We start from the raw sequence: 12,918 nt of genomic DNA, 5'->3' as shown, positions 1-12,918 counted from the left end.
CGCCATGCGGTCTTTTTTACACGTGGTTGCACATCCCCGAGGTGCACCGGTTGGAGTTTTGTTTTTATCATTCTTGTCTTTCACTGCCGAAGATTAGTTAGAGCTGCTGCTGCAGCTGCGGAAATCAGACTGGTGAGTGGATTTCATACAGGCTAATGAGCCAGATGACATCGAAAAAGAAGTTTGAATGGATTTCATACAGGCAAATGAGGTGGAATTGTCGGAAATGAGCATATTGGGCGAATTAGGCTGTATGTTTTCCAATTAAAAGTACTTGTCCGGTTTGCAGGTGGCCTTTTGATTGGACGATCTCCACTCAAAAGGGACAACATGACTAATTCAATATTCTCCGCCTGTTCGGGCAAGACTTGAAAGCCAAACTCTGCATTGCTGCTTGCGACGGCTCGAATCATGAAATAAAAAATCGAATGAAGTACATGCACGCATAGGCCCCAGCCTACATACAATGTACAACTGACGTTCTTGCTGGGAGAAGGCTATAGCCTAAACCTTGCCAATACAGCATGGGGGTGTACGTATTATGGGTTTGTTCGCTGCTATTGCGTTGTTCATTAAGCAGTTGTCGCTGCTTGTGTCTTATGTGAAAAATAACGCTTTTCCTCAACCGCTTCAAGAGGAAGAAGAAACAAAGCATTTGCAGCTAATGGCTGAAGGAAATGCAAGGTCGCGCAATTTGCTGATCGAGCACAACCTGCGACTTGTGGCGCACATAGTAAAAAAATTCGATAACACCGGCGAGGATCTAGAGGACTTAATTAGCATTGGGACAATCGGTTTGATTAAAGCGATTGAGAGCTTTCAGACTGGTAAAGGAACGAAGCTGGCGACGTTCGCGGCACGCTGTATCGAGAACGAAATACTTATGCACTTAAGGTCGCTTAAGAAGACGCGCAAGGACGTGTCGCTCCATGACCCAATCGGTACGGACAAGGAAGGCAATGAAATTACGCTCATTGACATCCTCGGCACGGAAGCCGACGATGTGGCGGATAAAGTGCAATTGAAGATCGAGAAATCTAAAATATACAAAAACCTCGATATATTGGACGACCGTGAGAAAGAAGTCGTTATTGGCCGTTTCGGCCTCATCCATGGCGGCGACGAGCGAACGCAGCGGGAGATCGCGAAGGAGCTGGGCATCAGCCGCAGCTATGTGTCTCGCATTGAGAAGCGGGCATTGATGAAGCTGTATCATGAGTTTTATAAGGCGAAGAAATGATATTGTAAGTTAGACCTCATCAATAGAACTGATGATGTATGGGGTTTGATTACCTAGGGATGTAAGTATTCAGGTTATTTCCTATTTGCTGAAATTGTAACACTATACGCACTGATCCTTTTATTAGTATGAGGATTAGTGCTTTTTTTTTTCAGAAAGTAAATATTGAAATTATTAATTGATTTTCTCATAGTTCCGCTTGTGCAGGCTTTGGGGTGAACCAAGAGGTGTTCGACGAGGACGTAATTCGGTTCAAGGCTGCTGCTTCTATAGTATTGTTTGTTTGCTAATTACGGTGATTTAACAACACACTGTCGAATATAACGGTCATAACCAGTACGTCTTTATTTGATTCAAGTCGACTTCACGTCATAATAAAGCCGATATTGTGATAGTTTAAGGATGTAGTTGTAGTTAGAATAATATGGGGAGGCTCTATTCGCAGCATGAACAAGGGGGATATAGAAATGACAAGGCGTCTTTCCCGGCTCTCGTTAAATTCAATACGACTTAAGCTGGTTGTCGGCGTGCTCGTTATCACGGTGCCGCTGCTCATCTTTCTCATCTATAACAACGTCTATGCTATCGGCGTCGTCCGGGATCAGGTCGCGGAATCTAATCGGAATATGATTACGCTCTATATGGCTCAGATCGACGATAACTTGAACGATATAGACAAATATGTAACGAACCTAATCGTTAATGATAAGGACCTTCAGACGATGACGAATGCCAATTCTGAAAAGGAACGAATTCTGGCCAAAGTCCGTTTGAATCAGAAGATGTCCGCGGATGTGACTGCTTTTAAGTCGGTCAATTCCATATTTTTGTATACAAATGTGGAACAAGAATATGTGGATGCCTATCAGGAAATAGGAGAAACCCAGGAAAGGGATCAAGTTAGAGCTTATATTGGTGACCGAATCTCCGAACTGCAGCAAACAAGTAATTTCGATCTAAGCAGCTGGCATGTCGTCGAAATCGAAAAGACCTATTATTTGTTCCGCATTTTGCGGACAAGCGATGTTTATGCAGGAGCATGGGTCAAAATCGATAAGCTCGCTGTTCCGCTTAGTCTGCTCAATCTCGGGGAGAGAGGGTTATCGCTATTCGCCACCGAAAACGGGACCCCCATGGAGCATGAAGAGACAGTTCGGTTAAACGAGATTGATTTAACACAAGAACTAGAACATTATTATCTATCTGGAGGCAAAAATAAATATTTGGTCGTTGGCGAACCGTCGGCGAAGGGCAATTTCAGTCTCATGGCGCTCATTCCAGACGAACAGATACTTGGTCATCTGCCGTATCTCCGGAGAATCGTAACCATTATATCAATCATTGCGATTATATTCGTGCCTGCCTGCTTGCTGCTGCTTCGTAAGCTCGTATTAAGGCCGTTGAATCGAATCATGACGGCTATGCGACGGATTGGAGATGGCAATATGAACGTCCGTATCGAGCCGTTCCCGACATCGGACGAATTCCAGATGGTGAACATGACCTTCAACGGAATGATGGAACAGATTCAGGAGCTTCGTATTCATGTCTATGAGGAGCAGTTAAGTAAACAAAAGGCCGAACTGCAGCATTTGCAGCTTCAGATTAATCCGCATTTTTTTATGAATTCGCTTAATATCGTATACAATCTAGCTCTGGTTAAAAATTTTGAGCTGATCCAAGAGATGACGCTCTGCCTGGTCCAATATTTTAGGTATATGTTTAGAAGCAACTTGTCATTCGTTCCGCTCAAAGATGAGATTCAGCATATCCGCAACTACGCACGCATACAGGAATTAAGGTTTCCAAACAAACTGTCGTTCGAGTTCGGATCCCCAGATTTTCTGAAGAGCACGCTGGTGCCGCCGCTCGTGATTCAGTCGTTCGTTGAGAATGCGGTCAAGCACACATCGGTAACCTCGAACAGCCCGATTCGAATATCCGTTCTGATAGACATTGACGAATCCGGCAACGAGCCATTATTAGCAATATCCGTGCGCGATACGGGCAAAGGATACCCAGAGGACATTTTAAAAGAAATCCGTGCTGGACAAAGAGTTATTGACGCACAGGGCGGGGAACATATCGGCATATGGAACGTTCAACGCAGGCTTGGCCTGCTCTATGGCGATCGTGCAAGTATCTCGTTCGAGAATAGTGAAGATCCGTCGGGAGCTGTGGTGAGGATACTGTTGCCTCTTCAACCGGAGGTCTAGATAGGAGTGATTGGTCATGACAAGTATTCTGCTCGTTGATGATGAAATACATGCTGTGGAAGGCATTAAATCTGTCGTAAACTGGGATCATATTGGTATATCCAATGTCTTTACCGCCTACGATATCCATCAAGCAAAAGAAATGTTCCAAAAATATCCGATCGATATGATGCTTTGTGACATAGAGATGCCAGAAGGCAATGGTTTGGAGTTACTGGCTTGGGTAAGGGAGTATTATCCGTCGACGGATTCCGTCTTCCTGACCTGCCATGCGGATTTTCATTACGCCAAGCAGGCCATCCAGCTCGGGAGTTTTGATTATTTGCTGAAGCCTGTGCCGATTCCGGAACTTGAAAATGTAATCGTTAAGGTAATGGCGAAACGCAGCGAGGAAATCAAGAGGAACGAGTTCAGCCGCTATGGCCAGTATTGGGTGCAGCATCAGCCGTTGCTGATCGAACGGTTCTGGATGGATATTCTGGGCCAGACAATACCGGCTAATCCAGATGCCATCCGTCAAGCTGCAGAGGAACGCAATATTCCATACACGGAGCAGATGCAATTCGTACCGGTACTGATAGCGGTCAAGCGTTGGCACAAAGAATTGAACATTCGCGATGAGAAAATCATGGAGTATGCGCTCCGAAATTCGGCCGAAGAAGTACTATTGAACATAGGGAATTATGGGCAGCTAATTACGCTCGGCAAAGGAATGCATCTTGCGATTCTATCCTTCGAGTGTTGGAATGCAAATGATGCGGAACGTCTCCACCAGTGCTGCACCAGGTATATTGCCTCTTGTCACAACTATTTCTATTGCGATATGTCCTGCTATGTCGGCGCTCCCGCATACCCATATCAACTTCCAGCCATGGCCGAAAAGCTGCAGACTCTGGATAGAAACAATGTGGCAAGCGACAATCGCGTCATATTATTGAATGGTAGCTCATTTTCATCGGGAACGTATTTCGAGCCGGAATTTCATGTATGGTCTGCAATGCTGAAGGAAGGCTCTGCGGAGAGACTGGCTGCGGAAATGACGGGTTACTTGGACAAAATAACGAAAGGGCCGGGGCTCGACGCCAAACAATTGCACCAATTCCATCAGGATTTCCTGCAGTTGGTCTACTCATTCCTGCAATCGAAAGGCATTATGGCAAACCGACTATTTAGCGACGATAAATCGGTACAAATTTCCGTAACCGCAACCCGCTCAGTGAAGGACATGGTTCTCTGGATTCACCATGTTGTCCATACAGCAATAGAATTCTCCAATTCGGTGGAGCAATCAGAATCCGTCGTTGCGAGGGTAGTCGCATATGTGACCAAACAGATTGCCCAGCCGTTGTTGAGGGATGAGATTGCGAAGCACGTTTTTCTAAATGTCGATTATCTAGACCGAGTTTTCAAGAAAGAGATGGGAGTTTCCGTCACCGAATATGTATATCGGGAACGGATGAATGTAGCACAGGATCTGCTTATTCGAACTGATCTGCCGGTACATGCCATCGCAACCGAGATCGGGTATACTCACTTCTCCCATTTCTCCCGCATGTTCAAAATGTTTACTTCCAAAAGTCCGCTTGAATATCGACAAGAAGCAGCAAATCAGCCTAAGGATTAGAAGGCACTGTATTAGACAACCAATAAGGAGGGGCGCTAAGAAAGCGCTCCTCTTCTTTCATTGCGAAGCTGAATTGCAAGAAGTCGACAACCTGACAGTTGGAAGTCGACTTATAGGTAGAGTACAAAATTTAGGGATTGTATGATAGAGCTACATTGTCCCCTTAAGCGCATCCGACAAAGTCGTGAAGGGGAATAATGAAAACCACAATGTTAAACGGGGGAGTACTATGAAACGGAAAATGGGTTGGGCAAGTCTAATACTCGCGGTGACGGTTATGCTTGCCGCATGCAGCTCGAACGCAGGGAACAATCCTGAGAAGAACAATTCGTCCGTATCAGATTCGGGCAAAGGCAACGAAGCGCCTTATGAATTGACAATGGCATACTTCACATTCGGTGCCGTTCCTCAAGACCTTCTTCTCATACAGGATGAGGTTAACAAGATTGCGCAGCAGAAAATAAACGTAACCGTTAAATTGCTGCCAATCAGCTTCAGCGCATGGACCAATCAAGTCAATTTGATGCTGACCAGCAACGAGAAGCTCGATCTGATGCCGCTCTTCGGGACGAGCTATGCGAATATGGTTGCTAAGGGACAGCTTATAGAATTGGATGACTTGTTGAAAAACCAAGACAACGGCATCTTGGAAGTACTTGGTCCAGATTACGCGAACGCTGCGATTATCAACGGCAAAACGTACGCCGTCCCGAGTATCAGAGACTTTGCAGCAAGCTATGGTTTCTTGATGAGAAAAGACATAGCGGACAAACAGAAGATTGATATAAACGGAATCAAGACGCTCGACGACCTCGAAGCGGTGCTGAAAACGTTGAAGGATAACGAGCCGGGCATATCGCCTCTGGCAGTAGGCTCCGGTGGATCGCCGATTGCCTCATACAGCACGAGAGACTCGCTCGGCGACGATATGGGCGTCCTGCTGAACAATGGGCAAGATTTGAAAGTCGTTAACTGGTATGAAACGCAAGAGTATGCGGATCTCCTGAAGCGAATGAGAAATTGGTACCAAGCCGGCTACATTCCGAAAGACGCTATCACGATTAAAGAGTCTTCGGCTGATCTTATTAGAGCCAGTAAAGCGGCAGGTTACCTCGTGCCAATGAAACCGGGCTTATCCGCACAAGAAACGAGGGTATCGGCGACCGAAATGATCGTCTCTGAGATGCTCCCTGCCGTTGCAAAGACGAGTACCGTCACGAACATCATGTGGGGAATAGCTCCGAACTCTAAGAACCCGGAGAAAGCGATGGAATTCCTGAATCTCATGTATACAGATAAGGAAATCGTCAACTTGCTGGACTGGGGAATCGAAGGCAAACACTTCACGAAAGTTTCGGACAATGTTATTGATTACCCGGAGGGAGTCAATGCCGGCAACGTTAGTTATACAGGTGCCGGTTGGCTGTTCGGTAATCAGTTCTTGTCCTATACCTTCAATGGAGACGATCCGGATCAATGGAATAAGTTAAAGGAATTCAACGACAATGCGATAAAATCGAAAGCTCTTGGCTTCACCTTCGATTCTTCCTCGGTGAAGACGGAAGTCGCTGCAGTAACCAACGTAGTAGTTCAATATCGAATGGCACTCGAGAACGGCGTTCTAGATCCGGATATAGCACTGCCGGAATTTATCTCGAAGATGAAGGATGCGGGCATTGACAAGATTATTGCGGAAAAACAGAAACAATTGGATGCATGGGTAGCCGCTAAGAAATAAGAAGAAGCTGTAAGAACTACTACGCAATCCAATCAACTGGAGGGTTGATTGGATTGCCTTCATTACAGACTATATGGCCTAACAAGGAAGTGAGAGACAATGAAATTTGCATCAATGAAATGGAAAAAGTTCGCTCCATTGTATCTACTGATGATTCCCGGCTTGATCTATTTGCTTGTTAATAATTATCTTCCCATGTTCGGTATCATCATCGCGTTTAAGGACTTTATTCCCCACAAGGGGATCTTCGGAAGCGAATGGGTGGGATTTGATAATTTTGAATATTTGTTCAAAACATCGGACGCCTACATTATTACCCGCAATACGATTCTATACAACGTATCTTTTATTCTAATCAATACGGTTGCGGCTATTGCGGTAGCCATACTGCTCAACGAAATCCGAAAGAAATTTTTCCAACGTTTCTACCAAAGTATCGTTATTTTCCCTCACCTAATCTCTATGATTATCGTCAGCTATCTCGTCTTCGCCATGTTTAGCAGTGACACGGGTTTCATTAATAAATCAATTCTTCCTCTTTTCGGAATAGACGATATATCTTGGTATGCGGAGAAACAGTATTGGCCGTATATTCTTACGATTGTGAACTTCTGGAAAGGTGTCGGCTACCTAAGCGTCGTTTACCTGGCTTCAATCATCAGCATAGATCCTGAATATTACGAGGCGGCGACGCTCGACGGCGCAACCCGCTGGCAACAAATTCGGTTCGTGACGGTTCCGCTAATCATACCGGTCATAACAATGATGACGCTTCTGGCAATCGGCCGTATTTTCTATTCGGATTTTGGACTGTTCTATCAAGTTCCGATGAATTCTGGTGTCCTTTCGGAGACGACCAATGTTATCGACACTTATGTATACCGGGCGCTCATGAATCTAGGAGATTTCGGCATGTCCTCGGCGGCAGGGGTATACCAATCGTTAGTGGGCTTCCTGCTTGTCATCTTCTCCAACTACGTCGTACGCAAATACAGCAAAGATAACGCTTTATTCTAGGAGGTGAGCCCTGTGGTACAAAATAAGAATTGGACGAGTTGGATCCCTCACGTATTGTTGATGGGTATCTCTCTCGCCTGCATCATCCCATTCATTCTGCTTATCGTATCATCGTTTTCGAGCGAGCAAAGCATTCTTCAGAACGGATACAGCTTCTTCCCCGAACAATTCAGCCTCAAGGCATACGAGTACTTGTGGACGCATTGGGATGAACTCGGACGCGCTTACAGCATCACGATCCTGATTACGGTCTTCGGTACGGCGGCGAGCCTTGCCATGACGTCTATGCTCGCTTATCCGATGTCGCGCTCAGATTTGCCGCTGAAGAACTTCTTGGCGTTTTTAGTCTTCTTCACGCTGCTGTTCAACGGCGGGCTTGTGCCCTCGTATTTGATCTATACCCAGATATTCCAAATCAAGAATACGATTTGGGCGCTTATCGTGCCGGGATTGCTTATGAATGGATTTAATGTCTTGCTCGTTCGATCGTACTTCATGACCTCGGTACCACCGGCGCTGATCGAAGCGGCGAAGATTGACGGCGCAGGTGAAATCAAGGTCTTCTACCGCATCGTCCTTCCTCTGTCTCTTCCGATTTTGGCGACGATTGGTTTGTTTGAAGCGATCCTTTATTGGAACGACTGGTTCAACGGTATGACCTACGTTACCGATCCGAAATTGTTCAGCATTCAGAACATTCTGAACCGTATGATGGAGGACATGCAATTCTTAGCCAATAACAGCAATATGAGCTCTTCAGCCAGCGGTACAATGGCGGAAATGCCGAGCACGTCGGTTCGGATGGCAATCGCGGTTATCGGCGTTCTTCCGATTCTAATTGCGTATCCTTTCTTCCAAAAGTATTTCATCAAAGGGATTGCGCTGGGCGCAGTGAAATAATGAGGGGGATTAACTTGGATAAGGAACAAATCAAACAGATCGTATCCAACATGACGCTTGAGGAAAAAGCGGCACTTACATCTGGTTTGGATAACTGGTATACGAAAGGCGTCGACCGTCTTGGCGTGCCTAAGCTTCACTTAGCCGATGGACCACATGGATTAAGGATTGAACCGGATATAAGCGAGGATACGAACATATTCAACGCCAAACCCGCAGTTTGCTTTCCGACAGGCAGTCTTCTTGCGTCTAGCTTTGATACCAATGTAGCTAAAGAGGTAGGCGAAGGATTGGGAGAGGATTGTCTGGCGGAAGGAGTAGATATTATTCTCGGGCCGGCGCTGAATACGAAGAGATCTCCGTTATGCGGCAGAAACTTCGAATATATGTCCGAGGATCCTTTGCTTACCGGAGAGATGGGCGCAGCCTATATCAACGGAGTGCAAAGCAAAGGCGTGGGGACGAGTGCGAAGCACTTCTTTGCCAACTCGCAGGAACATAGGCGAATGACATCTTCATCAAACGCAGACGAGCGCACGCTGCGAGAGCTGTACCTGACTAATTTCGAAATCGTCATCAACAAATCCCAGCCTTGGACCGTAATGACCTCTTACAACAAAATTAACGGAACCTTCGCAACTGAGCACGCCCAATATACAGAGGAAATGCTGTATAAGGAGTGGGGATTTACCGGATTTGTCGTATCGGATTGGGGTGCTGTTCATAACCGCATTGAAACGGCAAAGGGAGGAACCGCTCTTACGATGCCGTCGGATTCTGGTAATGATTCGAAGCTAGTAGACGCGGTCAGATCGGGCGAATTGGACGAGGAGCAGCTCAATAAGCTATGCGAACGAATTCTTCAGGTCACGTTCCGTGCGAGAGAGGGAAAAGAAAGAATAGAACGCGATTTTGAAGCGGGTCTTGCCCTCTCGCAAAAAGCAGCGGAGCAGTCTATCGTGCTATTGAAAAATGACGGTGTGCTTCCTTTATCTGCAGAGAAAAAGGTTGCGTTTATAGGACAATATGCAGCAAAACCGCGATACCAGGGGGGCGGCTCCTCACACATTAACTCCTATAAAGTCATTTCCGCACTTGATGCCATTAAGGATATAACAGAGGTTATTTATGCCCAAGGTTATGTAGACAATGAGGAACGGACGGATGATACGCTGTTGGCAGAGGCGATTGAAGCGGCAAAACACGCAGATGTGGCGGTTGTTTTTGCTGGCCTTCCGGAGTCCTACGAATCAGAGGGATTCGATCGTAATCATATGAGGATGCCAGCTTGCCAAAACGAACTTATCGAGGCTGTTTCGGCAGTCAATCGCAATACCATTGTAGTTCTCCATAATGGCTCGCCTATTGAAATGCCATGGGCAGATCAGGTGAGCGGGATCGTAGAGACCTACCTTGGCGGTGATGCGGTCGGCGCGGCGACGGTGAATATCTTATTTGGCAAAGTTAATCCTTCGGGTAGATTGGCAGAGACCTTCCCCAAGAAACTGGAAGATAATCCATCCTATCTGTTCTACTTCGGGGAACAAGACAATGTGGAATATCGGGAAGGCGTATTTGTTGGATACCGTTATTACGAGACCAAAAAGTGCGAGGCGCTTTTCCCGTTCGGTTACGGCCTGTCCTACACCACATTCGAGTATTCGAATCTTAAGCTAAGTCATGCTGAATGGAATTCTGAATCGGAGAAGCTTGCTGTCACTGTAGATGTGACCAATACCGGTAATATGGAGGGCAAGGAGGTCGTGCAACTTTATGTTGCTCCTCACAAGGGTGTTATTATTCGCCCGGTAAAAGAGCTTAAAGGCTTTGCCAAAATAAACTTACAGCCTGGCGAGACAAAGACCGTTACATTTGATCTTGATAAACGTTCGTTTGCCTATTGGAATATCGAGCTGGGTGGATGGCATGTAGAAAGCGGTAAGTGCGATATCGTCATAGGCAAAAATGCGCACGAGGATGTTCTTAGACAGACGGTCATCGTAAATGGCATAAAGCTATTTGTCGGAAAGCTGACAGAGCTATCTACAGTAGGCGATCTCCTGTTGAATCCAAAGGGCGCCGCCTACTGGGAGAGCATTCAACCGCGCTTGATCGAAGGTACCAAAGCGAAAGGTTATGTTACGGACTCTAATTCGGAACAAGCAGCTGTAAGCATGTCTAAAGCCGTAGCCGATGAGACCGACAATCGCGCAAACGTGATGGCATCTTTGCCGATTAACATCCTGTGTTTCCTCATCCCTGAATATACGAATGAAGAGCTTCTTGCTGCCTTGGAAGAAATAAATAAAGAGGATTGGCGTATCTACTAAGCACTAATTATGAGATAAAGGTAATCGGGATCTAGCCGGATTAGAGGAGGTTTTTAGCAGTGACATCGTATGTATGCAACCCGATCAACATGGAATACAAATACCAAATGAACAACGCAATGGGCACGATGGCCGCATATAGGGAAGCAGCAGATCCATCGATGATTCTGTTTAAAGGAAAATACTATCTTTTTCCTTCCATGACAGCTGGATTTCTTGCAAGCGATAACTTGATAGATTGGACCTACCATCCATTGAAGAGCGTACCTATTTATGACTACGCGCCGGATGTGCGGGTTATTGGAGACTATCTCTATTTCTCCGCATCTCATAGCACCAAGAACTGTTCCTTTTACAGAACGAAGGATCCTCTTGAAGGCGAATTTGAAGAAATAGAAGGGACGTTTCCCTTCTGGGATCCGAACTTGTTCGCGGATGATGACGGAAAGGTCTACCTCTACTGGGGTTGTTCGAGTGATAAGCCGATCTATGGAGTCGAGCTTAATCCAGCGGATATGAAACCAATTGGAGAGCCAACAGCTCTTATCTATGGAAACAATACGGTAATTGGCTATGAAAGAAAAGGCGAGAATCATAACCACATTCCCAAAACGCCAGAACAGATCAAAGAAATTGTAGACAATTTTGTAAAAGAAAATCCCGGCGCTCCTGAAGAATACGTAACGTTGATTAGACAGCTTATCGGAAATGATCCTTACATTGAAGGGGCATGGATGGATAAGTATAACGGAAAGTACTACCTTCAATATTCCGCCCCCGGAACGGAATACAATACTTACGCCGACGGTGTGTATATATCGGATAAACCGCTTGGGCCATTTACGCTTGCAAATAATAATCCTTTCTCTTACAAGCCGGGCGGTTTCATCCCAGGTGCTGGCCACGGATCGACTATGGAGGATAAGCAGGGTAATCTCTGGCATACTTCAACGATGCGAATCAGCATCAATCATAACTTTGAAAGACGGCTCGGGCTATGGCCTGCAGGCTTTGACGAAGACGGAGAATTGTTTTGTAATCAACGGTACGGAGATTGGCCTTTAAAGATCGAACGGTTGACTATGAATCCGTGGAACAATCCGGAGTGGATGCTGCTTTCCTATGGTAAGTCGGCTAGGGCATCTTCCTTCGAAGAGGGGAAGGACGCTTCTCATGCCACGGATGAGAATGTGCAAACGTGGTGGAAAGCGGCATCCAATGCTTCCGGAGAGTGGTTGGAAATCGATTTAAAGCATGAGTGCAACGTGCATGCCATACAGATCAATTTCGCTGATGATAGGTTGATAGCGAATCTACCCGACGGAGCCGCTTTACAGGAAGGAAGATTCATAGACATTCGTCGGCATTATACCAGATGGCAACTTGAAGGCTCGGTAGATGGACAAGAGTTTTTCGTAATTGAGGATAAATCGGAAGCCAATACGGATTTATCGCATGATCTTATCGTAAAAGAACAGGGCATTAAGGCCAGGTATATTAGATGTACGGTAAAGGAGCTCCCTTACAACCAGCAAGCATGTATCTCCGGTCTAAGAGTGTTTGGTATCGGGGAAGGAATACTGCCTCCAAAAGTAAGCGGTATCCAAACCGAACACATAGACGAGCTAGAGCTTTCCGTATCCTGGAATAATGGTAATGCGGTCGGATATAACGTGCTTTGGGGATATGCTCCTGAGAAATTGTATCACAGCCACATGGTTTTCGGCAGTGACCATGTATCGATCAAAGCATTGGTTAAAGGTCAGCCTGTTTATGTAAGAGTGGACGCTTTTAATGAAAGCGGGATAACCGAAGGCGAAGTTTCCAAAGCTGTACATTTGGAAAGATGAGGA

Annotated in this window: 8 protein-coding genes; all 8 read left to right on the top strand. The window is 45.9% G+C overall.

What is annotated here, in order from left to right:
* Positions 1 to 538: 538 nt before the first annotated feature.
* Entirely contained in the window at positions 539 to 1,240 is a 702-nt protein-coding gene (gene sigK / locus V8F51_RS21665) for an RNA polymerase sporulation sigma factor SigK (RefSeq protein ID WP_337102614.1), read from the top strand.
* A gap of 467 nt (positions 1,241 to 1,707) precedes the next feature.
* Complete coding sequence (locus tag V8F51_RS21660) at positions 1,708 to 3,456, top strand: sensor histidine kinase (RefSeq protein ID WP_337102591.1); 1,749 nt, start codon at positions 1,708 to 1,710, stop codon at positions 3,454 to 3,456.
* Positions 3,457 to 3,472: 16 nt separating this feature from the next.
* Complete coding sequence (locus V8F51_RS21655; RefSeq protein WP_337102590.1) at positions 3,473 to 5,080, top strand: response regulator transcription factor; 1,608 nt, start codon at positions 3,473 to 3,475, stop codon at positions 5,078 to 5,080.
* A 229-nt stretch (positions 5,081 to 5,309) separates the two neighbouring features.
* Positions 5,310 to 6,818 carry an ABC transporter substrate-binding protein gene (locus V8F51_RS21650; RefSeq protein WP_337102589.1) on the top strand — a complete coding sequence of 503 codons (1,509 nt, stop codon included), beginning with the start codon at positions 5,310 to 5,312 and terminating at the stop codon, positions 6,816 to 6,818.
* 99 nt (positions 6,819 to 6,917) lie between these two features.
* Positions 6,918 to 7,835: an ABC transporter permease gene (locus tag V8F51_RS21645; protein ID WP_337102588.1), complete on the top strand. Its 918-nt coding sequence runs from the start codon at positions 6,918 to 6,920 to the stop codon at positions 7,833 to 7,835.
* 60 nt (positions 7,836 to 7,895) lie between these two features.
* Entirely contained in the window at positions 7,896 to 8,735 is an 840-nt protein-coding gene (locus V8F51_RS21640) for a carbohydrate ABC transporter permease (protein WP_337102613.1), read from the top strand.
* 14 nt (positions 8,736 to 8,749) lie between these two features.
* Complete coding sequence (locus V8F51_RS21635; protein ID WP_337102587.1) at positions 8,750 to 11,065, top strand: glycoside hydrolase family 3 C-terminal domain-containing protein; 2,316 nt, start codon at positions 8,750 to 8,752, stop codon at positions 11,063 to 11,065.
* Between the two features lie 59 nt (positions 11,066 to 11,124).
* Entirely contained in the window at positions 11,125 to 12,915 is a 1,791-nt protein-coding gene (locus V8F51_RS21630; protein WP_337102585.1) for a family 43 glycosylhydrolase, read from the top strand.
* The last annotated feature ends 3 nt before the right edge of the window (positions 12,916 to 12,918 follow it).

The sequence above is a fragment of the Paenibacillus sp. YIM B09110 genome (assembly GCF_037167145.1).
Classification (GTDB): Bacteria; Bacillota; Bacilli; order Paenibacillales; family Paenibacillaceae; genus Pristimantibacillus.
Note: the sequence above shows the minus strand (reverse complement) of the source record. Positions and strands in the feature narration are given on the sequence as shown.

What these genes read in the sequence shown, in the direction of transcription:
- V8F51_RS21660 (WP_337102591.1), top strand. Translation starts at nt 1,708, where the DNA reads ATGACAAGGCGTCTTTCCCGGCTCTCGTTAAATTCAATACGACTTAAG.
- V8F51_RS21655 (WP_337102590.1), top strand. Translation starts at nt 3,473, where the DNA reads ATGACAAGTATTCTGCTCGTTGATGATGAAATACATGCTGTGGAAGGC.
- V8F51_RS21650 (WP_337102589.1), top strand. Translation starts at nt 5,310, where the DNA reads ATGAAACGGAAAATGGGTTGGGCAAGTCTAATACTCGCGGTGACGGTT.
- V8F51_RS21645 (WP_337102588.1), top strand. Translation starts at nt 6,918, where the DNA reads ATGAAATTTGCATCAATGAAATGGAAAAAGTTCGCTCCATTGTATCTA.
- V8F51_RS21640 (WP_337102613.1), top strand. Translation starts at nt 7,896, where the DNA reads ATGGGTATCTCTCTCGCCTGCATCATCCCATTCATTCTGCTTATCGTA.